This is a genomic window from Pseudomonas sp. SDO5532_S415 (assembly GCF_054071155.1).
This window is the reverse complement of sequence record NZ_JBSVWS010000057.1, coordinates 1-23,470: the sequence shown is the minus strand read 5'-3', so window position 1 is coordinate 23,470 and position 23,470 is coordinate 1. Positions and strand designations below refer to the sequence as shown.

At 60.7% G+C, this 23,470-nt stretch carries 21 protein-coding genes and 1 other RNA gene; 18 read left to right on the top strand and 4 right to left on the bottom strand.

Annotated features, from left to right (window positions below; all coding sequences use genetic code 11):
• Positions 1–85: 85 nt before the first annotated feature.
• From ACW9HW_RS14945 to ACW9HW_RS14930, 4 genes are all read right to left on the bottom strand, one after another.
• Positions 86–664: a BON domain-containing protein gene (locus tag ACW9HW_RS14945; protein WP_095192985.1), complete on the bottom strand. Its 579-nt coding sequence runs from the start codon at positions 662–664 to the stop codon at positions 86–88.
• Complete coding sequence (locus tag ACW9HW_RS14940) at positions 661–1,254, bottom strand: phosphoheptose isomerase (protein WP_095192986.1); 594 nt, start codon at positions 1,252–1,254, stop codon at positions 661–663. Before ACW9HW_RS14940 ends, ACW9HW_RS14945 begins: the two co-directional genes overlap by 4 nt.
• Before the next feature lie 101 nt (positions 1,255–1,355).
• A complete protein-coding gene (locus ACW9HW_RS14935; protein WP_095192987.1) occupies positions 1,356–1,718 on the bottom strand; it encodes a YraN family protein in 363 nt (120 codons plus the stop codon).
• Positions 1,718–3,529, bottom strand: a complete 1,812-nt coding sequence (locus tag ACW9HW_RS14930; protein ID WP_095192988.1) for a penicillin-binding protein activator — start codon at positions 3,527–3,529, stop codon at positions 1,718–1,720. Before ACW9HW_RS14930 ends, ACW9HW_RS14935 begins: the two co-directional genes overlap by 1 nt.
• A gap of 209 nt (positions 3,530–3,738) precedes the next feature.
• Here ACW9HW_RS14930 and rsmI point away from each other — a divergent pair, with 209 nt between their 5' ends.
• The 18 genes from rsmI to lpxC all read left to right on the top strand — a co-directional run bounded on the left by rsmI (position 3,739) and on the right by lpxC (position 23,346).
• Positions 3,739–4,611, top strand: a complete 873-nt coding sequence (gene rsmI, locus ACW9HW_RS14925) for a 16S rRNA (cytidine(1402)-2'-O)-methyltransferase (RefSeq protein WP_095193286.1) — start codon at positions 3,739–3,741, stop codon at positions 4,609–4,611.
• A gap of 75 nt (positions 4,612–4,686) precedes the next feature.
• Positions 4,687–5,040, top strand: an RNA gene (gene rnpB / locus ACW9HW_RS14920) — RNase P RNA component class A.
• Positions 5,041–5,486: 446 nt separating this feature from the next.
• Positions 5,487–5,942 (top strand): division/cell wall cluster transcriptional repressor MraZ, encoded by a 456-nt coding sequence (gene mraZ, locus ACW9HW_RS14915; RefSeq protein WP_003205355.1) that lies wholly within the window; start codon positions 5,487–5,489, stop codon positions 5,940–5,942.
• Positions 5,939–6,886 (top strand): 16S rRNA (cytosine(1402)-N(4))-methyltransferase RsmH, encoded by a 948-nt coding sequence (gene rsmH, locus ACW9HW_RS14910; RefSeq protein ID WP_371917507.1) that lies wholly within the window; start codon positions 5,939–5,941, stop codon positions 6,884–6,886. Before mraZ ends, rsmH begins: the two co-directional genes overlap by 4 nt.
• Positions 6,883–7,176 (top strand): cell division protein FtsL, encoded by a 294-nt coding sequence (ftsL, locus tag ACW9HW_RS14905; protein WP_095192989.1) that lies wholly within the window; start codon positions 6,883–6,885, stop codon positions 7,174–7,176. Before rsmH ends, ftsL begins: the two co-directional genes overlap by 4 nt.
• Positions 7,176–8,915, top strand: a complete 1,740-nt coding sequence (locus ACW9HW_RS14900) for a peptidoglycan D,D-transpeptidase FtsI family protein (protein ID WP_170948635.1) — start codon at positions 7,176–7,178, stop codon at positions 8,913–8,915. Before ftsL ends, ACW9HW_RS14900 begins: the two co-directional genes overlap by 1 nt.
• Complete coding sequence (locus tag ACW9HW_RS14895) at positions 8,915–10,378, top strand: UDP-N-acetylmuramoyl-L-alanyl-D-glutamate--2,6-diaminopimelate ligase (RefSeq protein WP_457400527.1); 1,464 nt, start codon at positions 8,915–8,917, stop codon at positions 10,376–10,378. Before ACW9HW_RS14900 ends, ACW9HW_RS14895 begins: the two co-directional genes overlap by 1 nt.
• Positions 10,371–11,738 carry a UDP-N-acetylmuramoyl-tripeptide--D-alanyl-D-alanine ligase gene (locus tag ACW9HW_RS14890; RefSeq protein WP_457400526.1) on the top strand — a complete coding sequence of 456 codons (1,368 nt, stop codon included), beginning with the start codon at positions 10,371–10,373 and terminating at the stop codon, positions 11,736–11,738. The genes ACW9HW_RS14895 and ACW9HW_RS14890 overlap by 8 nt, the downstream gene beginning before the upstream one ends.
• Positions 11,738–12,820: a phospho-N-acetylmuramoyl-pentapeptide-transferase gene (gene mraY / locus ACW9HW_RS14885; protein WP_008016698.1), complete on the top strand. Its 1,083-nt coding sequence runs from the start codon at positions 11,738–11,740 to the stop codon at positions 12,818–12,820. The genes ACW9HW_RS14890 and mraY overlap by 1 nt, the downstream gene beginning before the upstream one ends.
• Positions 12,821–12,826: 6 nt before the next feature.
• Positions 12,827–14,173, top strand: a complete 1,347-nt coding sequence (murD, locus tag ACW9HW_RS14880; RefSeq protein WP_095192993.1) for a UDP-N-acetylmuramoyl-L-alanine--D-glutamate ligase — start codon at positions 12,827–12,829, stop codon at positions 14,171–14,173.
• The gene (gene ftsW, locus ACW9HW_RS14875; RefSeq protein ID WP_095192994.1) at positions 14,170–15,387 is read left to right on the top strand and encodes a putative lipid II flippase FtsW; all 1,218 of its coding nucleotides are present in this window, start codon (positions 14,170–14,172) and stop codon (positions 15,385–15,387) included. Before murD ends, ftsW begins: the two co-directional genes overlap by 4 nt.
• Positions 15,377–16,447: an undecaprenyldiphospho-muramoylpentapeptide beta-N-acetylglucosaminyltransferase gene (gene murG / locus ACW9HW_RS14870; protein WP_457400524.1), complete on the top strand. Its 1,071-nt coding sequence runs from the start codon at positions 15,377–15,379 to the stop codon at positions 16,445–16,447. The genes ftsW and murG overlap by 11 nt, the downstream gene beginning before the upstream one ends.
• Complete coding sequence (gene murC / locus ACW9HW_RS14865; RefSeq protein WP_095192996.1) at positions 16,440–17,900, top strand: UDP-N-acetylmuramate--L-alanine ligase; 1,461 nt, start codon at positions 16,440–16,442, stop codon at positions 17,898–17,900. Before murG ends, murC begins: the two co-directional genes overlap by 8 nt.
• Positions 17,897–18,853 carry a D-alanine--D-alanine ligase gene (locus ACW9HW_RS14860; protein WP_095192997.1) on the top strand — a complete coding sequence of 319 codons (957 nt, stop codon included), beginning with the start codon at positions 17,897–17,899 and terminating at the stop codon, positions 18,851–18,853. Before murC ends, ACW9HW_RS14860 begins: the two co-directional genes overlap by 4 nt.
• Before the next feature lie 4 nt (positions 18,854–18,857).
• Positions 18,858–19,724, top strand: coding sequence for a cell division protein FtsQ/DivIB (locus tag ACW9HW_RS14855; RefSeq protein WP_095192998.1), 867 nt, complete (start codon positions 18,858–18,860; stop codon positions 19,722–19,724).
• Positions 19,725–19,738: 14 nt separating this feature from the next.
• Positions 19,739–20,998 (top strand): cell division protein FtsA, encoded by a 1,260-nt coding sequence (gene ftsA / locus ACW9HW_RS14850; protein WP_095192999.1) that lies wholly within the window; start codon positions 19,739–19,741, stop codon positions 20,996–20,998.
• Between the two features lie 130 nt (positions 20,999–21,128).
• A complete protein-coding gene (ftsZ, locus tag ACW9HW_RS14845) occupies positions 21,129–22,322 on the top strand; it encodes a cell division protein FtsZ (protein ID WP_095193000.1) in 1,194 nt (397 codons plus the stop codon).
• A 112-nt stretch (positions 22,323–22,434) separates the two neighbouring features.
• Positions 22,435–23,346 (top strand): UDP-3-O-acyl-N-acetylglucosamine deacetylase, encoded by a 912-nt coding sequence (gene lpxC, locus ACW9HW_RS14840; RefSeq protein WP_027619572.1) that lies wholly within the window; start codon positions 22,435–22,437, stop codon positions 23,344–23,346.
• Positions 23,347–23,470 lie beyond the last annotated feature (124 nt).

Here is a 23,470-nt window from a genome sequence, read left to right as displayed (position 1 = left end):
TGGAGGTGAGCGGCGGTGCTAGCTGTCTGAATGAACGCAATATCAGAACGTTTTTCGCGAGCAAGCTCGCTCCTGCAGGCGCATCTCAGTCGATGTACTCAAACAGCTTCACGATCTTCTGAACACCGGAAACACCCTGCACCAGATTGGTCGCCTGAGCCGCTTCCTGTTTGGTCAGCAAACCCAGCAGGTAGACGATGCCGTTCTCGGTGACAACCTTGATGCGCGAGCCGGGGATGTTCGGGTCTGCGAGCATCTGGGTCTTGATCTTGGTGGTCAGCCAGGTGTCGTTCTGGCGTGCCAGCAGCGAAGAAGGCGGCAGCACTTGCAGTTCGTTATGCACCGTCTTCACGCGCTGGACAGCGGCAGCAGCCTGTTCGGCCTTGGCCTTGAGGTCTGCGCGCGGTGTTTGGCCGGCGAGCAGCACGACGCCGTTGAAGCTGGTGACGACGATGTGCGAGTCGTTATCCAGTGCCGGGTCGGCCTTGGCGACATTTACGCCAACCTTGGTGTCGATCAGGGAGTCGTCGATCTTGCTGCCGAAGGTGCGGGTGCCACGGTCATCTTCAATCGGTGCTTCGCGGCTGGCTTTAACCACCGAGGTGCAGCCGCTGATGCCGAGGCACAGGGTCAGGGCCAGTAGGCCGAGGCGATTAGGGGTCATTCTTCACTCCCGAACAGTTGGCTGTCGATCAAATCGCAAAGGCAATGGATCGCCAGCAGGTGGACTTCCTGAATACGTGCGGTGACGTTGGCCGGTACGCGAATCTCCACGTCCTCGGGCAATAGCAGCGACGCCATGCCGCCGCCATCGCGACCGGTCAATGCTACGACAATCATTTCGCGATCATGTGCGGCCTGGATCGCTTGAATAATGTTCGCCGAGTTACCGCTGGTGGAAATTGCCAGCAGGACATCCCCCGGTTGGCCGAGGGCACGGATCTGCTTGGAGAACACTTCGTTGTAGCTGTAGTCGTTGGCGATCGAGGTGATCGTCGAGCTGTCGGTGGTCAACGCAATGGCGGGCAGGCTCGGACGCTCACGCTCGAAGCGGTTGAGCAGCTCGGAGGAGAAGTGCTGGGCGTCGCCGGCGGAGCCACCATTGCCACAGGAAAGCATTTTGCCTTCATTGAGCAGGGCGTTGACCATGACCTGGCTGGCTTGCTCGATGTGCGGTGCAAGTACTTCCATCGCCTGTTGCTTGGTGTCGATACTGGCCTGAAAAAGCTGGCGAATTCGGGATTGCATGTCCATCTGTGTGACCTTAATGAGCGCGGCTGTCCGGCACGTGAATGTGCAGCCCGCAAAACAAAGAGCAAAAGTGTTGGGTGTTATCCGGTTCGGGGTGCAAGCGATCAGCTGTCGAAGGCATTCTGTAACCAGTTCAACTGATCGAGGTCGCTATCAATGGCAACCACGTCGAAACGGCAAGGGGAATTGGCCCAGCGCGACTCGCGCTGAAGAAAATACTGCGCGGCAAAAATCAGTTTCTGCCGTTTGCGCTCATCGATGCTATCGAGCGCGCCACCCCATTGAGTGTTTTTTCTGTAGCGAACTTCAACGAATACTACTGTATCGCCATCTAGCATGACCAGATCAAGCTCGCCGCGTTTACACAACCAGTTCTGCGCCAGCAGGCGCAGACCCTGTTGTTGAAGATGCTCGAGCGCCTGGCGCTCGGCATCCTTACCGCTTTGCTGGCGTGACCTGTCAGGCATCAGCGCGAAGTGTCCGGCAGGCGTTGAACCTGACCGTTGATGAACTCGGCCCATGGCAACTGACGCACGACGCGCTGGTTCTGCGTCATGCCCAGGCTGCCCGATTGACCCTCGATGCGGCTGTCCGGCAGGGCCTTGAGTTGCCCCAGGCGTGGTGCCAGGCGATAGGCATCGACACCCATTGCGTACAGGCGACCCAGGCTGCCGGCGGCTTGAGGCCATTGTGCCGTGACCTGTTTGCGCAGTGGATCATTGGCATCCAGAAGCCATGGGGTTTCGCAGAAGCGAATACCGTTCATGTCGTTGTACTGGTTCACGTCGCCGCTGGCGCTGAACACGTGGGACGTGGCGTAAACCGGAACATCGCCCGCGTACTGGAAGTTCAGGGTCGGTTTGATCTGCTGAGCCTGTTGCGGCGTGGCGGCCAGGAAGATGAACTCGATGTCCTGACGACGGGAAGGCTGAGCGGCGACTTGCGAACCTACCGTGCTTTGCAGGCTCTTGGCGCGACCTTCGCTCTGGCGCAGCTGGAACATGTCGGCAATCTGCTGGGCCAACTGAACCGGCTGGTCGACGCGTTCGGTGGCAACGATGCTGCCGCCATTGGCTTGCCAGTCCTGGCTGAACGCCCGCAGTACGCGGTCGCCCCATTCGCCTTTCGGCACCATGATGGCTGCGCGATGCAGACCGTCGGCGCGGGCGCGGCGGGACACTTCACGGGCTTCGTCTTCGGCTGCAAGACCAAACTGGAACAGTTGCGCCGGACCTTGTTCACCTTCGCTGTAGTTCAGTGCCAGGGTCGTGATCGGCAATTGCGGGCGAGTGCTCAGCTGTTTGACCAGCGGCTTCTCCAGCGGGCCGACGACCAGTTGCACGCCATCGGCCTGCGCCTTGCGATAGAACTCGTCGAGGGAGGTCAGGCGTGAGCTGTCATAGAATTCGATGGCGGGTGGTTGCTGTCCGGCTTGTTGGGCCTGGTAGTGAGCGGCCATGAAACCTTCGCGCAATGCTTTGCCGACCGAGGCCAGCTGGCCGTCTTGCGGCAGCAGCAGGGCGATCTTGCTCAGGGGCTGGCTGGCCAGTTCCTTGAGTTTGGTCAGTGGCAGCGGCAATTGAACGGCGGCTGGGTGTTTCGGGTTCTGCTTGCGCCAGTTGTCGATGGCGGCCTGCTGCTGTTCCAGGGTGCCGGCAGTTTTTACCGCCAGAGCCAGGGCCATCCAGCCGCCGAGGTCATCGGCGGTGCCTGGTTGCAGTTGGTCGGTCGGTAGCGAGGCGATCAGTACCCAGATGGCTTCGTGGTTTTTGCCGGCGGCTTCGCCGCTGAGCATCGGAGCGATGAAGATGCGTTCCCGGGCGGCAGCCAGGGTCTGGCCATCGGCTTCAAGTGCGCGAGCACGGACGGTGCCAGTGCGGACCTGTTGCTCTTCCGGCAATTCCCCCAGGCGCTGCAGGCTCGGATGGCTCAAGGCGGTCAGTGCAGCTTTCGGCTGGTTACGGGTCATGGCCAATTCGGCGGCCAGCGTGTTGGCGAATACCTGCTGGCCGGGCTTGAGTTGCTCCACGGGCACTTGCTGCAGGATCTGCGCGGATTGGGCGGCGTTGCCCTGGCGGTAGGCCAGGTCTGCTGCGCTCAGGCGCAGCAAGGCGGCGTCTTCCGGCGATTTGCTTTGGGCGGCCTTTTCAAGCAGTTGCTCGATACTGGCGTCCGGGGTCCGTGGGAGTTCGCCAAGGCTGGAGGAGGGCGAGCTGGCGCAAGCCGCCAGCAAGGCAGCGAGGCAGAGGGCAGTGAACAGCCGCAGGCAAGCGATCATGTAAGTGTTCCTGATACTCGATCAAATTAGCGTGGAATTGTACCCAAGCGCTGGCCGGGGCGCGATGTTGCTGGCGTGAATCGATCAATTTAGCTGGTGTAAATGTTGCGATGCGGCACAAACAGCTGCAAAACCTGATGGTGCTTGCACATATCGCCAGCGTCGCTACGCGTTACAATGGCGGCTTTATCGATCATGAGGTGTGCGCTTTGACTGCTCCAGGTGCTTTGAATTCCGCTGCTGGCTCGCTTTATGTGGTGGCGACGCCCATCGGCAACCTGGATGACATCAGTGCGCGCGCGCTGAAGATCCTGCGCGAGGTCGCATTGATCGCTGCCGAAGATACCCGGCACTCCCAGCGCTTGATGCAGCATTTCGGCATCCCTACGCCACTGGCGGCGTGCCATGAGCACAACGAGCGCGATGAAGGTAGTCGCTTCATTACCCGCTTGCTCGCGGGTGACGATGTGGCGCTGATCTCCGATGCCGGAACGCCGCTGATTTCCGATCCGGGTTATCACCTGGTGCGTCAGGCCCGTGCGGCCGGGATCAATGTGGTGCCGGTTCCGGGCGCCTGTGCATTGGTTGCTGCATTGTCGGCGGCCGGCCTGCCGTCGGATCGTTTCATCTTTGAAGGCTTCCTGCCGGCCAAGGCGGTGGGACGACGCGCTCGTCTTGAGGCGATAAAGGAAGAGCCGCGCACGCTGATCTTTTACGAAGCCCCGCACCGCATCCTTGAATGTCTGCAAGACATGGAGCTGGTGTTCGGCGCCGATCGCCCCGCATTGCTGGCGCGCGAGCTGACAAAGACATTCGAAACCCTCAAGGGCTTGCCACTGGCCGAGTTGCGCCAGTTCGTCGAGTCGGACAGTAATCAGCAGCGCGGCGAGTGCGTAGTGCTGGTGGCAGGTTGGTCGGCTCCCGAGAGCGAGGACGCTGTCAGCAGCGAAGCGATGCGCATCCTCAACCTCTTGCTCGAGGAAATGCCGCTCAAGCGTGCTGCGGCATTGGCGGCGCAAATTACCGGTGAGCGCAAGAATGTGCTCTATCAAGTTGCGCTGGATAAACAGAAGGGCGAGTAAAACCCGACGCGCAGGCGTGGCTGAAGGCGTTTATCGCTTGTTCTTCGGGCGCTCTGCCGTTAACCTTCGCGGCGGAGAGTCGATCGGACAGTCGCTGCCCTCTATGAAAATTAGGGGGGGGAGGAAAGTCCGGGCTCCATAGGGCGAAGTGCCAGGTAATGCCTGGGAGGCGTGAGCCTACGGAAAGTGCCACAGAAAATAACCGCCTAAGCGCTTCGGCGCCGGTAAGGGTGAAAAGGTGCGGTAAGAGCGCACCGCACGTCTGGCAACAGTTCGTGGCTAGGTAAACCCCACTTGGAGCAAGACCAAATAGGGTCCCAAGGCGTGGCCCGCGCTGGGACCGGGTAGGTTGCTAAAGATGTCCAGTGATGGCCATCGTAGACGAATGACTGTTCAAGACAGAACCCGGCTTACAGATCGACTCTCCACCTTTTTTCTACCCTCTGCTTAAATCATTTGAGCGGGGGCGGTGATCGCCATTTCCCTTCGTGCAGATCACGATAGAAGGCGTTTTGTGATATCGATTGGCCTGCTCTGGTAACGAACGCATAAACTCCATGCGGTACCCGATTTCTCCCCCTTTCAAAACGTCGGCATAAGCACTTTCGTAATACCGAAAAAATCTTACTCTTAATAAATCACTTTAACTTTCGAACGCAGCCTTCTGTGCTGATTCAAGTTATTGGGCGAATGCATCTGCCGGATTCTCGTTACCCCTCCTTTTATGCTCCTAAATCTCAGTTCTGTAAGGGTTTTCCTTTAATCCGCGCCTTGACGGTGTGGTGGGCGCATTCCTATAGTGTGCGCAAGTGGCGGAAAGTGGCATGAAGTGGGTTTTTTGAGCGCAAAACGCTAATATTTGGAGAAACGCTGACGTGTTTCGCGGAGCCAACGCTATCAGTCTCGATGCAAAGGGCCGTCTCGCCATGCCGAGCCGGTACCGTGACGAGCTCGTTTCGCGTAGTTCCGGTCAGTTGATCGTCACAATTGATGCCGTTGATCCGTGTTTGTGTGTTTACCCCCTCGATGAGTGGGAAATTATTGAAACCAAACTGCGCGCACTGCCTTCGCTTCGCGAAGAGAACCGCCGCCTGCAACGTTTACTGATTGGTAATGCCGTCGACCTCGAGCTCGATGGCAGTGGTCGTTTTCTGGTTCCGCCGCGTCTTCGTGAATATGCCAAGTTGGATAAGCGCGCGATGTTGGTAGGCCAACTGAACAAGTTCCAATTGTGGGACGAGGATGCCTGGAATGCGGTTTCTGCCGCCGACCTGGCTGCTATTCAACAACCGGGCGCCATGCCTGATGAACTGCGTGATTTGATCCTGTGACTATTGATAGCGGCTTTAACCACATCACCGTACTGCTTGACGAAGCCGTCGAGGCTCTCGCCGTACGTCCTGATGGCTGCTATCTGGATGGCACGTTCGGGCGCGGCGGGCATAGCCGGATGATTCTCAGCCGGCTCGGTCCTGATGGTCGGTTGCTCGGATTCGACAAAGATCCTCAAGCGATTGCCACCGGGCAGACGCTAGCGGCCGAAGACGGCCGCTTTGTCGTTGTGCAGCGCAGCTTTGCAGAGCTTGGATCCGAAGTCGCAGAGCGTGGTCTGCACGGCAAGGTCAGCGGCGTTTTGCTCGACCTCGGTGTGTCTTCGCCACAACTCGACGATCCTGAGCGCGGCTTCAGCTTCCTCAACGACGGTCCTTTGGACATGCGCATGGACCCATCCCGCGGGATCAGTGCGGCGGAGTTCGTCAACAGCGCACCGGTGGAAGAAATCGCCCGGGTGTTCAAGGAATACGGCGAAGAGCGTTTTTCCGGGCGCATGGCCCGTGCCGTGGCCGAGCGTCGCGACATCAAGCCGTTCGAGCGCACCGCCGATCTGGCTGAAGTGTTGAAAGTCGCCAACCCGGCCTGGGAAAAGGGCAAGAACCCTGCTACCCGTGCGTTCCAGGGCCTGCGTATTCACGTAAACAACGAACTGGGCGATCTGGAAGCCGGCCTCGAAGCCGCTCTCGACTGCCTGGAAGTGGGCGGCCGTCTGGTGGTAATCAGCTTCCACTCCCTCGAAGACCGTATCGTCAAACTGTTCATGCGCAAGCTGGTGAAAGGCGAAGCCGACAACCTGCCGCGCAACCTGCCGGTTCGGCATGTCGCCTTCGAACCGAAAATCAAAGTCCATGGCAAAGCGCAGACGGCCTCCGACGCCGAACTCAAGGCCAACCCACGTTCCCGTAGCGCTGTCATGCGTGTGGCGGAGAAGCTGCGGTGAGCAAGCTTTTCGCCAAGCCACTGCCCGGCGGAAGCTTTTTCATGCTGCTGCTGTTCGTTGGCGTGCTCATGTCTGCCATCGGCGTGTCCTACAGCGCCCACTGGAATCGTCAGCTGCTGAATTCGCTGTACAACGAGTTGAGCGTGCGCGACAAGGCCCAGGCCGAGTGGGGCCGATTGATTCTTGAGCAGAGCACCTGGACGGCCCATAGCCGTATCGAAGTGCTGGCCACTGAACAACTGAAAATGCGCATTCCCGGTGCCGCCGAAGTGCAGATGGTGGCGCCATGATGAAACTCGAAGGCGCACTCTTTCCCTGGCGGTTTCGCCTGGTGTTGGGTCTGCTCGGTGTCATGGTGGCGGCGATCGCCTGGCGCATTATCGATCTGCAAGTGGTCGACCGTGACTTCCTCAAAGGTCAGGGTGACGCGCGCAGCGTTCGTCACATTCCGATTCCGGCTCACCGTGGTCTGATCACCGACCGTAACGGCGAGCCTCTGGCCGTCAGTACGCCGGTGACTACCCTGTGGGCCAACGCCAAGGAAATGCAGCTGGCCAAGGAAAAGTGGCCGGCGCTGGCTGCTGCGCTGGGGCAAGACCCGAAAGCCCTGGCCGAGCGTCTCGAAGCCCAGGCCAATAAAGAATTCATTTACCTGGTGCGCGGGCTGACGCCTGAGCAGGGTCAGGCTGTGCTCGACTTGAAAGTGCCGGGAGTTTACGGCATCGAAGAGTTTCGCCGTTTCTATCCGGCCGGTGAAGTCACCGCCCACATGGTGGGTTTTACCGACATCGATGACCATGGTCGAGAAGGTGTCGAACTGGCCTATGAGGAATGGCTTGCTGGAGTCCCCGGCAAACGACAGGTCATCAAGGACCGGCGCGGCCGGCTGATCAAGGATGTCCAGGTCACCAAAAACGCCAAGGCCGGAAAGCCCTTGGCGTTGTCCATTGACCTGCGCCTGCAATATCTGGCGAACCGCGAACTGCGCAACGCAATCATCGAGAACGGCGCCAAGGCCGGCAGCCTGGTGATCATGGATGTGAAGACCGGCGAAATCCTCGCCATGGTCAACCAGCCGACCTACAACCCGAATAACCGCCGTAACCTGCAACCGGCGATGATGCGTAACCGCGCGATGATCGACGTATTCGAGCCGGGTTCGACCATGAAGGCGATTTCCATGAGCGCCGCCATCGAAACCGGGCGCTGGAAGCCGACCGACAGTGTCGAGGTGTATCCGGGCACTTTGCAGATCGGGAAATACACCATCAAGGACGTCTCCAAGACGGAAGGTCCGGTGTTGGATATGACCGGCATCCTGATCAATTCCAGTAACGTCGGCATGAGTAAGGTTGCGTTCGATATCGGCGGTGAAACCATTTTCCGCCTGGCGCAAAAACTTGGCCTCGGCCAGGACACGGGTCTCGGCTTCCCGGGCGAGCGCGTCGGCAACCTGCCGAACTACCGCGAGTGGCGCAAGGCCGAGACGGCCACGTTGTCCTACGGCTACGGTATTTCGGTGACGGCGATCCAGCTGGTGCATGCCTTCTCGGCCCTGGCCAACAATGGCCGCCTCGCACCGCTGACACTGATCAAAACCGATAAAACACCGCAAACCACGCAGGTGTTGCCGGAAACGGTCGCGAAAACCATGCAGACCATGCTGCAACAGGTGATCGAGGCTCCGCGCGGCGTATTCCGTGCGCAGGTGCCGGCCTATCACGTGGGCGGCAAGTCCGGTACTGCGCGTAAAACCTCGGTCGGCACCAAAGGTTATGCCGAGAATTCCTACCGCTCGCTGTTTGCCGGGTTCGGTCCGATGAGCGATCCGCGTTACGCCATCGTGGTCGTCATCGATGAGCCGACCAAGGCTGGTTACTTCGGTGGTCTGGTTTCGGCGCCGGTGTTCAGCCGAGTGATGTCCGGCACCCTGCGCCTGATGAACGTAACCCCGGACAATTTGCCACCTGTTCAACAAGCCAACGCCACCCCGGTCGTTCCGCTGAAAGCCAATGGAGGGCGCGGCTGATGTCATTAAGTCTGAACAAGATATTCCCCCACGCCGGTCACGATCTGTTGATCCGTGAGTTGGCACTCGACAGCCGCAACGTGCGCGCCGGTGACCTGTTTCTCGCAGTGCCGGGCGGCAGGTTCGACGGCCGCTCGCATATCGGCGATGCATTGCAGCGCGGTGCCGCTGCCGTAGCTTATGAAGTGGAAGGCACCACCGTGCTGCCGATCACCGATGTGCCATTGATTCCGGTCAAGGGCCTGGCGGCGCAGCTGTCGGATATCGCCGGACGTTTTTATGGCGAACCCAGTCATCACCTGAACCTGATCGGTGTGACCGGGACCAACGGCAAGACCAGCGTGACCCAACTGGTGGCCCAGGCGCTGGACCTGCTTGGCCAGCACTGCGGCATCGTCGGCACCCTGGGTTCCGGTTTCTACGGCGCGCTGGAAAGCGGCCTGCACACCACGCCGAATCCGATTGCCGTGCAAGCGACCCTTGGCGACTTGAAAAAGGCCGGCGCCAAAGCGGTGGCCATGGAAGTGTCGTCCCATGGCCTGGACCAGGGCCGGGTCACCGCGCTGGCGTTCGATGTGGCGGTGATGACCAACCTGTCCCGCGATCACCTGGACTATCACGGCACCATGCACGCTTATGGCGAAGCCAAGGCCAAGCTGTTCGCCTGGAACGATTTGAAATGTCGGGTGGTGAACCTCGACGACGATTTCGGTCGGCAACTGGCCGCCGACAAGCGTGAGTCGCGCTTGATCACCTACAGCCTGCTCGACAAAAGCGCTTACCTGTATTGCCGCGAAGCGCAGTTCGACGACGAAGGGGTGCGCGCCACGCTGGTCACGCCGCAGGGCGAGCACCACCTGCGCAGCACCTTGCTCGGTCGTTTCAATCTGAGCAACGTGTTGGCCGCCATTGGCGCCTTGCTCGGCCTGGACTACCCACTGGACGAAATTCTTAAAGTGTTGCCGAAGCTCGAAGGCCCGGCCGGTCGCATGCAGCGCCTCGGCGGTGGTACCCAGCCGTTGGTAGTCGTCGATTACGCCCACACCCCGGACGCCCTGGAAAAAGTCCTGTCTGCCTTGCGCCCACACGTCAAAGGTCGCTTGCTGTGCCTGTTCGGCTGCGGCGGCGACCGCGATCGCGGCAAGCGTCCGCTGATGGCCGAAGTGGTCGAGCGATTGGCCGACGGCGTGCTGGTCACCGACGACAACCCGCGTACCGAAGATCCAGCGATCATTTTCGACGACATCCGCGCCGGTTTCACGGCTGTGGACAAAGTCACTTTCGTTGCCGGACGTGGCCAGGCGATTGCCCAGCTGATTGCTGGAGCGTCGGCCGACGACGTGATCGTGCTGGCTGGAAAAGGTCACGAGGACTATCAGGAAATCAACGGCGAGCGTCATGCCTTCTCTGATCTGGTCGAGGCCGATCATGCCTTGACCGTGTGGGAGGTAGCCCATGCTTAAAGCCTTGAAACTCAGCGAACTGACCGGCGCATTGAGCGCCCGTTTGATCGGTACCGATGCCAGCTTCGACGGTGCCAGCATCGACAGTCGCGCCATCAAGCCGGGCCAGCTGTTTATCGCTTTGGCCGGTCCGCGTTTCGATGGTCATGACTATCTCAATGACGTGGCGGCCAAAGGCGCCGTGGCGGCACTGGTCGAGCGCGAAGTCGCCGGCAGCAGCTTGCCGCAATTGCTGGTAGGCGACACCCGTCAGGCATTGGGGAAACTGGGCGCACTGAATCGTTCGGCATTCATTCAGCCGGTTGCAGCCGTCACGGGGTCCAGCGGCAAGACCACGGTCAAGGAAATGCTCGCGAGCATCCTGCGTACCCGCGGTCCGGTACTGGCCACCCGTGGCAATTTGAATAACGACCTCGGCGTTCCGCTGACCCTGCTGGAACTGGCGCCGGAACACACTGCCGCCGTGATCGAACTGGGTGCATCGCGCCTGGGTGAAATTGCCTACACCGTCGCCATGACCAAGCCCCACGTGGCCATTCTCAACAATGCCGGGACTGCCCACGTTGGCGAGTTCGGCGGGCCGGAAAAAATCGTCGAAGCCAAGGGCGAGATCATTGAAGGGCTGGATGCCGATGGCGTCGCCGTACTCAATCTGGATGACAAGGCGTTCGAGATCTGGAAGAAACGCGCAGCCGGCCGCAAGGTGCTGACGTTTGCCCTGAGCAACAGCCGCGCAGATTTCCATGCCAGCGATCTGACCACCGACGCGCGTGGCTGCCCGGCGTTCAATCTGCATGCACCCGAAGGTGTGGAGCGCGTTCAGTTGAATCTGCTCGGCACCCATAACGTTGCCAATGCCATGGCGGCTGCGGCCGCCGCCCATGCGTTGGGGGTGTCGCTGTTCGGCATCGCCACGGGCCTGGGCGCGGTGCAGCCGGTCAAGGGGCGCACCGTCGCGCAACTGGCCAGCAATGGCATGCGCGTGATCGATGACACTTACAACGCGAACCCCACCTCCATGTGCGCCGCCGTTGATATACTGGCCGGCTTTTCCGGCCGCACCGTTCTGGTGCTCGGAGATATCGGCGAGTTGGGCGATTGGGCGGAGCAGGGGCATCGCGACGTGGGCGAGTACGCCCGGGGCAAGGTTTCTGCGCTGTACGCGGTCGGGCCAATGATGCTTCACGCCGTCAACGCCTTCGGCCCACAGGCTTTTCACTTCAGCACGCAGGCTGAGCTGATCAAGGCCTTGGGCGCCGAGCAAGACACAAACACCACTATTTTGATCAAGGGCTCGCGCAGCGCTGCGATGGAAAACATCGTCGCCGCTTTGTGCGGGACCAGTCTGGAGAAACATTAATGCTGCTGCTGCTAGCGGAGTATCTGCAACAGTTCTACAAAGGCTTCGCGGTCTTCCAGTACCTGACCCTGCGCGGGATTCTCGGTGTACTGACCGCGCTGGTTTTGTCGCTGTGCTATGGCCCGTGGATGATCCGCACCCTGCAGAACCGTCAGATCGGCCAGTCCGTTCGTAACGATGGCCCGCAATCGCACCTGTCCAAGTCGGGCACCCCGACCATGGGCGGCGCGTTGATTCTGTCTTCCATTGGCGTCAGTACCCTGTTGTGGGCTGACCTGACCAACCGTTATGTCTGGGTCGTGCTGCTGGTGACCCTGCTGTTCGGCGCCATTGGCTGGGTCGATGACTACCGCAAGGTGATCGAGAAGAACTCCCGCGGCTTGCCGAGCCGCTGGAAATATTTCTGGCAGTCGGTGTTCGGCCTGGGCGCGGCGATCTTCCTTTATATGACCGCCGCGACGCCGGTTGAAACCACCCTGATCCTGCCAATGCTCAAGGACTACAGCATTCCGTTGGGTGCAGGCTTCATCGTCCTGACCTATTTCGTGATCGTCGGTTCGAGCAACGCGGTCAACCTGACCGATGGTCTCGACGGCCTGGCGATCATGCCGACCGTGATGGTCGGCGGTGGCCTGGGGATTTTCTGCTACCTGTCGGGTAACGTGAAATTCGCCGAATATCTGCTCATTCCTTACGTACCGGGCGCCGGTGAATTGATCGTGTTCTGCGGCGCGCTGATCGGTGCGGGGCTGGGCTTCCTGTGGTTCAACACCTACCCGGCGCAAGTCTTCATGGGTGACGTCGGAGCACTGGCGCTGGGCGCGGCCCTGGGCACCATTGCCGTGATCGTCCGTCAGGAAATCGTCCTGTTCATCATGGGCGGTGTGTTCGTGATGGAAACCCTGTCGGTCGTCATTCAGGTGGCGTCCTTCAAGCTGACCGGTCGCCGCGTATTCCGCATGGCGCCGATTCATCACCACTTTGAACTCAAGGGCTGGCCCGAGCCGCGCGTGATCGTCCGTTTCTGGATCATCACCGTGATTCTCGTGCTGATTGGCCTTGCCACTCTGAAGCTGAGGTAGAAACACGTGTCTCTGATCGCTTCTGACCACTTCCGCATCGTTGTCGGCCTCGGCAAGAGCGGCATGTCCCTGGTTCGCTTCCTGGCGAACCGGGGCGTGGCGTTTGCCGTGGCCGATACGCGGGAAAATCCACCGGAACTGGCCACGCTCAAGCGTGACTATCCGCACGTGGAAGTGCGTTGTGGCGAGCTGGACGTCGAATTCCTGTGCCGTGCCGACGAGCTCTACGTGAGCCCCGGCCTGGCGCTGGCGACCCCGGCCCTGCAGGCTGCCGCTGCCCGTGGCGTGAACCTGTCCGGCGATATCGAGCTGTTCGCGCGTAACGCGAAGGCACCGATCGTGGCGATCAGCGGTTCCAACGCGAAAAGCACCGTGACCACCCTGGTTGGCGAGATGGCGGCTGCGGCCGGCAAGCGTGTCGCCGTCGGCGGTAATCTCGGTACGCCGGCGCTGGACTTGCTACGCGACGATATCGAGCTGTACGTGATGGAACTGTCGAGCTTCCAGCTCGAAACCACCGATCAGCTCAACGCCGAAGTCGCGACCGTACTCAACATCAGCGAAGACCACATGGACCGCTACAGCGGCCTGCCGGCCTATCACCTGGCCAAGCACCGGATTTTCCGTGGCGCGAAGCAGTTCGTGGTCAACCGCCAGGATGCCCTGAGCCGGCCGCTGATGGGCGAGGGCCAGCCTTGCTGGACCTTCGGCCTGAACAAGCCTGACTTCAAGGCCTTCGGTATCCGCGAAGAAGGCGGCGAGAAATACCTGGCCTTCGAGTTCCAGAACCTGATGCCGGTGCGTGAGCTGAAAGTTCGCGGCGCCCACAACCAGTCCAACGCCCTGGCGGCATTGGCGCTGGGCCACGCTGTCGGCCTGCCGTTCGACGCCATGCTGTCGGCGTTGCGCAATTTCGCCGGTCTCGAGCACCGCTGCCAGTGGGTGCGTGACCTGGACGGCGTGGGCTATTACAACGACTCCAAAGCCACCAACGTGGGTGCCGCCCTGGCAGCCATCGAAGGCCTGGGCGCGGACATCGACGGCAAGATCGTGCTGATCGCTGGTGGCGACGGCAAGGGTGCCGAGTTCAAGGACCTGCGCGGTCCGGTGGCGGCCAACTGCCGCGCCGTCATTCTGATGGGCCGTGACTCCGACAAGATCGGCGATGCCATCGGCGATGCCGTGCCGTTGATCCGCGTCGGCTCGCTGGTCGAAGCCGTGGAGCAGTGCCGCGCCGCCGCTCAAGCGGGTGACGTGGTCCTGCTGTCGCCGGCCTGTGCCAGCTTCGACATGTTCAAGAACTACGAAGACCGTGGTCACCAGTTCGTCCGCGCCGTGGAGGATCTGGCATGAGCCTCAGGGGCATCATCAAGCCGTATCCATCGCCGCTCATCACCGGACGCGGTATCGATCTCGACTTTCCGATGCTCGTCGGATGCCTGTCGCTGCTCGGCCTGGGGCTGATCATGATTGCCTCGGCGTCGACCGAAGTGGCGGCCGTACAATCGGGCAGTCCCCTGTATTACATGATTCGCCACCTCATTTATGTCGTGCTGGGCCTGGGTGCCTGCATTGTCACCATGATGATTCCGATCGCCACCTGGCAACGCCTGGGCTGGCTGATGCTGCTGGGTGCCTTCGGGTTACTGGTGATGGTGATCATTCCGGGGATCGGTCGTGAAGTGAACGGTTCGATGCGCTGGATCGGCTTCAGCTTCTTCAACGTACAACCTTCCGAAATCGCCAAGGTGTTCGTGGTGATTTACCTCGCCGGCTATCTGGTGCGCCGTCAGAAAGAAGTGCGTGAGAGCTGGATGGGGTTCTTCAAGCCGTTCATCGTTCTGCTGCCGATGGCGGGCCTGCTACTGATGGAGCCGGACTTCGGTGCCACCGTCGTGATGATGGGGGCTGCCGCGGCGATGCTGTTCCTCGGCGGGGTCGGGCTGTTCCGCTTTTCCTTGATGGTGGTGCTGGCGGTCGGTGCGGTGGTGTTGTTGATTCAAATGCAGCCGTATCGAATGGCGCGCCTGACCAACTTCGCCGATCCGTGGGCCGACCAGTTCGGTGCCGGTTATCAGTTGTCTCAAGCCTTGATCGCTTTCGGTCGCGGCGAATGGCTGGGCGTTGGCCTGGGTAACAGCGTGCAGAAACAATTCTATCTGCCGGAAGCCCACACCGACTTCGTGTTCTCGGTCCTTGCCGAAGAACTGGGTGCCGTGGGTTCGCTGTGCACGGTCGCGCTGTTCGTCTTTGTCTGTATTCGCGGCATGTACATCGGATTGTGGGCCGAGAAGGCCAAGCAGTTTTTTGCCGCCTATGTGGCCTACGGCTTGTCATTCCTGTGGATTGGTCAGTTCCTGATCAACATCGGGGTGAACGTCGGGCTGCTGCCGACCAAGGGGCTGACCTTGCCGTTTCTCAGTTATGGCGGCAGTTCGTTGGTGATCTGCTGCGCCTGTCTCGGCTTGCTGCTGCGCATCGAGTGGGAGAGTCGAACCCACCTGGGCAGTGAAGAGATGGAATTCCATGAGAGCGACTTCGCCGAGGAGCCGAACCATGGGCGCTAATGTATTGATCATGGCCGGCGGTACCGGTGGCCACGTGTTCCCGGCGCTGGCCTGTGCCCGCGAGTTCCAGTCCCGCGGTTATTCCGTGCACTGGCTCGGCACGCCGCGCGGCATCGAGAACGACCTGGTTCCGGCGGCCGGCATCGAGCTGCACCGGATTCACGCCAGCGGTCTGCGTGGCAAGGGCAAGTTGTCCCTGCTCAAGGCGCCGTTCATGTTGCTCAAGTCGGTCTGGCAGGCGCGGGCGATCATTCGTCGGTTGCGGCCGGTCTGCGTGGTCGGCTTTGGTGGTTATGTGACCGGTCCTGGCGGTGTCGCCGCCAAACTGGCCGGTGTGCCGGTGATCGTTCATGAGCAGAACGCCGTGGCCGGTACCGCCAATCGGCTGCTGGTGCCGTTGGCCGCCCGGGTCTGTGAAGCGTTTCCCGACACCTTTACCCTGTCGAACAGCCGTCGGACCACCGGTAACCCGGTGCGCACCGAGCTGTTCCTCGAAACACCGCGACCAGCCCTGGTCGGTCGCAAGGCGCGTTTGCTGATCCTGGGCGGAAGCCTGGGTGCAGAGCCGTTGAACAAGTTGCTGCCTGAAGCCCTGTCGCAAGTCGCCGCCGACTTGCGCCCGGACGTGTTCCATCAGGCCGGCAAAAACCACGATGGAGTGACTTCAGAGCGCTATCGCGCGGCTGGCGTCGAGGCGCAAGTGCAGCCTTTCATCAAAGACATGGCCCAAGCCTATGGCTGGGCCGACCTGGTGGTATGTCGCGCAGGCGCGCTGACCATCAGCGAACTGGCTGCCGCCGGTCTGCCCTCGATGCTGGTGCCCTTGCCCCATGCGATCGACGATCACCAGACCCGCAACGCCGATTATTTGGCCCGCGAAGGCGCAGCCTTCCTGATGCCGCAAAGAACGACTGGCGCAGCGGATCTTGCCGCTCGCCTGACAGAGGTCCTGATGCAACCGCAACGACTCAATGATATGGCCACCGCGGCCCGCCGCCTGGCCAAACCCGATGCCACCCGTAACGTGGTCGATACCTGCCTGGAGGTGGCCCATGGTTGAGAACAAGAAAGCCATGCCACAACCGGAAATGCGCCGCATCCGTCGCATCCACTTCGTCGGAATCGGCGGCGTGGGCATGTGCGGGATTGCCGAAGTGTTGCTGAACCTGGGCTATGAAGTGTCCGGTTCCGACCTGAAAGCATCGCCGGTCACCGAGCGCCTGGAATCCTTCGGCGCGCAGATTTTCATCGGTCACCGCGCCGAAAACGCTGCCGCGGCCGACGTGCTGGTGGTGTCGAGTGCCGTGAACACGTCCAACCCGGAAGTTGCCACCGCGCTGGAGCGCCGCATCCCCGTGGTGCCGCGTGCAGAAATGCTGGCCGAGCTGATGCGCTATCGCCACGGCATCGCCGTCGCCGGTACCCATGGCAAAACCACCACCACCAGCCTGATCGCTTCGGTGTTTGCCGCCGGTGGCCTGGACCCGACCTTCGTCATCGGTGGCCGTCTGAATGCCGCGGGCACCAATGCCCAGCTCGGCACCAGCCGTTACCTGATCGCCGAGGCTGACGAAAGCGATGCCAGTTTCCTGCATCTGCAGCCGCTGGTGGCCGTGGTCACCAACATCGACGCTGATCACATGGCGACCTACGACGGTGACTTCAACAAACTGAAGAAAACCTTCGTCGAGTTCCTCCACAACCTGCCGTTCTACGGTCTGGCCGTGGTGTGCCTGGACGATCCGGTGGTGCGTGAAATCCTGCCGCAGGTCAAGCGTCCGACCGTCACCTATGGCTTTGGCGAAGACTGCGACGTACGCGCCATCAATGTCCGCCAGCAGGGCATGCAGACCTTCTTTACCGTGCTGCGTCCGGATCGCGAGCCGCTGGATGTCTCGGTGAACATGCCGGGTAACCACAACGTGCTCAACGCACTGGCGACCATTTGCATCGCCACCGACGAAGGCGTCAGCGATGAAGCCATCGTCCAGGGCCTGTCCGGGTTCCAGGGCGTCGGCCGACGCTTCCAGGTCTACGGCGAACTGCCGGTAGACGGCGGCAATGTGATGCTGGTCGACGACTACGGCCACCACCCGACCGAAGTCGCGGCGGTGATCAAGGCCGTGCGCGGTGGCTGGCCGGAGCGCCGGTTGGTGATGGTCTATCAGCCGCACCGCTATAGCCGTACCCGCGATCTGTATGACGACTTCGTCAATGTACTGGCCGACGCCAACGTGCTGCTGTTGATGGAAGTCTATCCAGCCGGCGAAGAGCCGATCCCGGGTGCCGACAGCCGCAAGCTGTGCAACAGCATCCGCCAGCGCGGCCAGCTCGACCCGATCTACATCGAGCGGGGTGTCGATCTCGCGCCGGTGGTCAAGCCGCTGCTGCGCGCCGGCGACATTCTGCTGTGCCAGGGCGCCGGTGATATCGGCGGTCTCGCACCGAAACTGTTGAAAAGTGAGTTGTTCGCCGGCGCCGTGGCTGCGCCGGTCGAGGGGAAGTTGAAATGACTGCTGCCTACGCCAACCTCGTCTCCACTGTCGCGCCGAAAGACTTCGGCCGGGTCGCCGTGCTGTTCGGTGGCAAGAGCGCCGAGCGCGAAGTGTCCCTGAAGTCGGGCAACGCCGTTCTCGATGCGCTGCAAAGCGCGGGTGTGGATGCGTTCGGTCTCGACGTGGGCGATGACCTGCTGCAGCGTTTGCTGAGCGAAAAAATCGACCGCGCCTTCATCATCCTCCACGGTCGTGGCGGTGAAGACGGCAGCATGCAGGGCCTGCTCGAATGCCTGGGCATTCCTTACACCGGCAGCGGCATCCTTGCGTCGGCGCTGGCCATGGACAAGCTGCGCACCAAGCAGGTCTGGCACAGCCTGGGTATTCCGACGCCTCGTCACGCCGTGTTGAGCAGCGAAGCCGACTGTATTTGCGCGGCAGCGGAACTGGGCATGCCTTTGATCGTCAAACCGGCCCATGAAGGTTCAAGTATCGGGATGGCCAAAGTGACTTCCGCGTCCGAGTTGATCGACGCCTGGAAAGCGGCCAGTACCTACGATTCGCAAGTGTTGGTCGAGCAATGGATTCAAGGTCCGGAGTTCACCATCGCCACCCTGCGTGACCAGGTGTTGCCACCGATTGCCCTGGGCACGACGCACAGCTTCTACGACTACGACGCCAAGTACATCGCCAACGATACCCAGTACCGCATTCCGTGTGGCCTGGACAGCGTCAAGGAAAAGGAACTCATGGATCTCACGGCGAAAGCCTGTGAGGCGCTGGGTATCGCCGGTTGGGGCCGGGCGGACGTGATGCAGGACGCCGACGGGCAGTTCTGGTTCCTGGAGGTCAACACCGCACCGGGCATGACCGATCACAGTCTGGTGCCAATGGCGGCCCGTGCCGCCGGCCTGGATTTCCAGCAACTGGTTCTGGCGATCCTGGCAGCAAGCATTGAGGCGCGAGGATAAAACGATGCAAGGCGCACAGCTACGTCATCAGCCATCCGCACCCGGTCGCAAGCCGGTGCCGCGGGGTGCCAGCCGAATGGTGGCCAAAGAGCCGATGTCCGCGCGCCTGCCGAAAGCCAATTTTGGTTTTCTGAAAAGCCTGTTCTGGCCAGTGCTGTTGGTTGCACTGGGGTTCGGTACTTACGAAGGCGCGCAGCGTTTGCTGCCGTACGCCGACCGGCCGATCACCAAAATCAACGTGCAGGGCGACTTGAGCTACATCAGCCAGCAAGCGGTGCAACAGCGAATCGCCCCGTATGTGGCGTCGAGCTTCTTCACCATCGACCTGGCGAGCATGCGCACCGAGCTGGAACAGATGCCATGGATTGCCCACGCCGAAGTGCGTCGGGTATGGCCGGATCAAGTGGTGATCCGCCTGGAAGAACAACTGCCGGTGGCCCGTTGGGGCGACGAATCGCTGTTGAACAACCAGGGGCAGGCGTTCACCCCGCGTGAACTGGCCAATTACGAACACCTGCCACAACTGTTCGGCCCACAGCGGGCTCAACAGCAAGTGATGCAGCAATACCAGGTACTGAGCCAGATGCTCCGGCCGCTGGGCTTCTCGATTGCACGCCTGGAATTGCGTGAACGAGGCAGCTGGTTCCTGACCACTGGCCCCGGTAGTGCGGGCCCCGGAATCGAGCTGCTGCTGGGACGCGGCAACCTGGTAGAGAAGATGCGCCGTTTCATTGCCATCTATGACAAGACGCTCAAAGAACAGATTACGAACATTGCGCGCATCGATCTGCGCTACGCCAACGGCCTCGCTGTTGGCTGGCGGGAACCTGTAGCGCCGACGACAGCCGTACCCGCTGTCGCGAAGAATTAAGAGAGGCAGGACCCATGGCAAACGTGCAAAGCGGCAAAATGATCGTCGGTCTCGATATCGGCACCTCCAAGGTGGTGGCGTTGGTAGGCGAGGTCGCGGACGATGGCACGCTCGATATCGTCGGGATCGGTACGCACCCGTCCCGCGGCCTGAAGAAGGGCGTGGTGGTGAACATCGAGTCCACCGTGCAGTCGATCCAGCGCGCCATTGAAGAAGCGCAGCTGATGGCTGGTTGCCGTATCCACTCGGCGTTCGTGGGCGTGGCCGGTAATCACATCCGCAGCCTGAACTCCCACGGCATCGTGGCGATTCGTGATCGCGAAGTCAGCTCCGCCGACCTCGAACGCGTCCTCGACGCTGCCCAGGCCGTGGCGATTCCGGCGGACCAGCGCGTGCTGCACACCCTGCCGCAGGATTACGTGATCGATAACCAGGAAGGTGTCCGCGAGCCTCTGGGCATGTCCGGCGTACGTCTGGAAGCCAAGGTTCATGTGGTCACCTGCGCCGTCAACGCCGCTCAGAACATTGAGAAATGCGTGCGTCGCTGCGGTCTGGAAATCGACGACATCATTCTCGAACAACTGGCGTCCGCTTACTCGGTGCTGACCGATGACGAGAAAGAGCTGGGCGTGTGCCTGGTGGACATCGGTGGCGGCACCACCGACATCGCGATCTTCACCGAAGGCGCGATCCGTCACACCGCGGTGATCCCGATTGCGGGCGATCAGGTGACCAACGACATCGCCATGGCGTTGCGCACCCCGACCCAGTACGCCGAAGAAATCAAGATCCGCTACGCCTGCGCCCTGGCCAAACTGGCCGGCGCCGGCGAAACCATCAAGGTGCCAAGCGTTGGCGACCGTCCGCCGCGCGAGCTGTCCCGTCAGGCCCTGGCCGAAGTGGTCGAGCCGCGTTACGACGAGCTGTTCACGCTGATCCAGGCCGAACTGCGCCGCAGTGGCTACGAAGACCTGATCCCGGCCGGCATCGTGCTGACCGGCGGTACCTCGAAGATGGAAGGCGCTACCGAACTTGCCGAGGAAATCTTCCACATGCCGGTGCGCTTGGGCGTGCCACACGGCGTGAAAGGCCTCGATGACGTGATCCGCAACCCGATTTATTCCACCGGTGTCGGCCTGTTGATGTACGGCCTGCAGAAGCAATCCGACGGCATTTCGTTCTCGGGTATCGGCAGCCGCGACAGCTACAGCAACGAAGAACCGAAAGGCGCCTTGCTCGATCGCATCAAGAGCTGGGTCCAGGGCAATTTTTAAGAAGCAGCTTCAAGCCACAAGCTTCAAGCGGCAAGAGCAGAGCAAGAGCAAGAGCAGAGCAAGAGCAGTAAGAGCGGCAGGCAGCAAAAGCAGTAGGCGAAAAAACTAGAGAACGTAAAGGAGAGGGAAAATGTTCGAACTCGTAGACAACATCCCCGCAAGCCCGGTTATTAAAGTTATCGGTGTTGGCGGTGGCGGCGGCAACGCCGTGAATCACATGGTCAAGAGCAACATTGAAGGCGTTGAGTTCATCTGCGCCAACACTGATGCCCAGGCGCTCAAGAGCATCAGCGCGCGGACCATCCTGCAACTGGGTACCAGCGTGACCAAAGGTCTGGGCGCCGGTGCCAACCCTGAAGTAGGTCGTCAGGCCGCTCTCGAAGACCGTGAGCGCATTGCCGAAGTCCTGCAGGGCACCAACATGGTGTTCATCACCACCGGCATGGGTGGTGGTACCGGTACCGGTGCTGCGCCGATCATTGCTGAAGTGGCCAAGGAAATGGGGATCCTCACCGTTGCGGTGGTGACCCGTCCGTTCCCGTTCGAAGGTCGCAAACGCATGCAGCTCGCCGACGAAGGCATCCGCCTGCTGTCGGAAAGCGTCGACTCGTTGATCACCATTCCCAACGAGAAGCTGCTGACCATCCTCGGTAAGGACGCCAGCCTGCTGTCGGCTTTCGCCAAGGCTGACGATGTATTGGCCGGTGCCGTTCGCGGTATCTCCGACATCATCAAGCGTCCGGGCATGATCAACGTCGACTTTGCCGACGTACGCACCGTGATGAGCGAAATGGGCATGGCGATGATGGGCACTGGCTGCGCCAGCGGTCCGAACCGTGCGCGTGAAGCGACTGAAGCGGCCATCCGTAACCCGTTGCTCGAAGACGTGAACCTGCAAGGCGCACGTGGCATCCTGGTGAACATCACCGCCGGTCCTGACCTGTCCCTGGGTGAGTACTCCGACGTGGGTAGCATCATCGAAGCCTTCGCTTCCGAGCACGCCATGGTCAAGGTCGGTACCGTTATCGATCCGGACATGCGCGACGAGCTGCACGTGACTGTGGTGGCGACCGGTCTGGGCGCTAAAATCGAGAAACCTGTGAAGGTCATCGACAATACCGTTCACACCTCGATGGCTTCCCAGCCGCAACAGCAAGCCCCTGTTCGTCAGGAAGCTCCAGCGGTGAACTACCGTGACCTGGACCGTCCGACCGTCATGCGCAACCAGGCCCAGGCCGGTGCTGCGACTGCCGCGAAGATGAATCCGCAGGATGATCTGGACTACCTGGACATCCCGGCTTTCCTGCGTCGTCAGGCCGATTGATGAAATGTATCAGGGCTATGAAGGTGATTGGTGTTCAGCAAAGGCGTGGTCTGCTATCATCGCCAGCCTTTGTTGATACCAGTTCGCAATTTGCGCTGAAGCGGCCCAAGCCATGATTAAACAACGCACACTGAAAAATATTATCCGTGCCACAGGTGTAGGTCTGCACTCCGGGGAGAAGGTTTACCTGACCCTCAAGCCTGCGCCGATCGACACCGGCATCGTCTTTCGCCGTGCCGACCTCGATCCCGTGGTCGAGATTCCGGCTCGTGCGGCCAACGTCGGCGAGACAACCATGTCGACGACGCTGGTCAACGGTGACGTGAAGGTGGATACGGTGGAGCACTTGCTCTCGGCCATGGCTGGCCTGGGCATCGATAACGCCTACGTCGAGCTCTCCGCGTCCGAAGTCCCGATCATGGATGGCAGCGCTGGACCCTTCGTATTTCTGATTCAGTCGGCTGGCCTGGAAGAACAGGACGCCGCCAAGAAGTTCATCCGTATCCTGCGGGAAGTGACAGTGGAAGACGGCGACAAGCGCGCCACTTTCGTCCCTTTCGAAGGTTTCAAGGTGAGCTTCGAGATCGATTTCGATCACCCGGTTTTCCGTGACCGCACACAAAGTGCAAGCGTGGATTTTTCCAGCACTTCGTTCGTAAAAGAAGTCAGCCGCGCCCGTACCTTTGGTTTCATGAGTGACATCGAGTACCTGCGCAAGCACAACCTCGCACTCGGCGGCAGCGTTGAAAACGCCATCGTGGTCGACGCGGATGGTGTACTGAACGAAGACGGTCTTCGCTACGAAGACGAATTCGTGAAGCACAAGATCCTCGATGCAATTGGTGACCTCTACCTGCTGGGCAATAGCCTGATTGGTGAGTTCAAGGGCTTCAAGTCCGGCCACGCACTGAACAACCAGCTACTGCGCAAGTTGATTGAGCAGACAGATGCCTGGGAAGTCGTGACGTTCGAAGATGCCAGCACTGCACCGATCTCTTACATGCGCCCTGTTGCGGCCGTGTAAGTAAAAAACCTCTCTAGTTTTTTAAAGGCTACCTTCGGGTGGCCTTTTTTTATGCCTGGGTTTTGTGGTGTCTGCACCGGCCCCTTCGCGAGCAGGCTCGCTCCCACATTCAGTCCGCGCCATC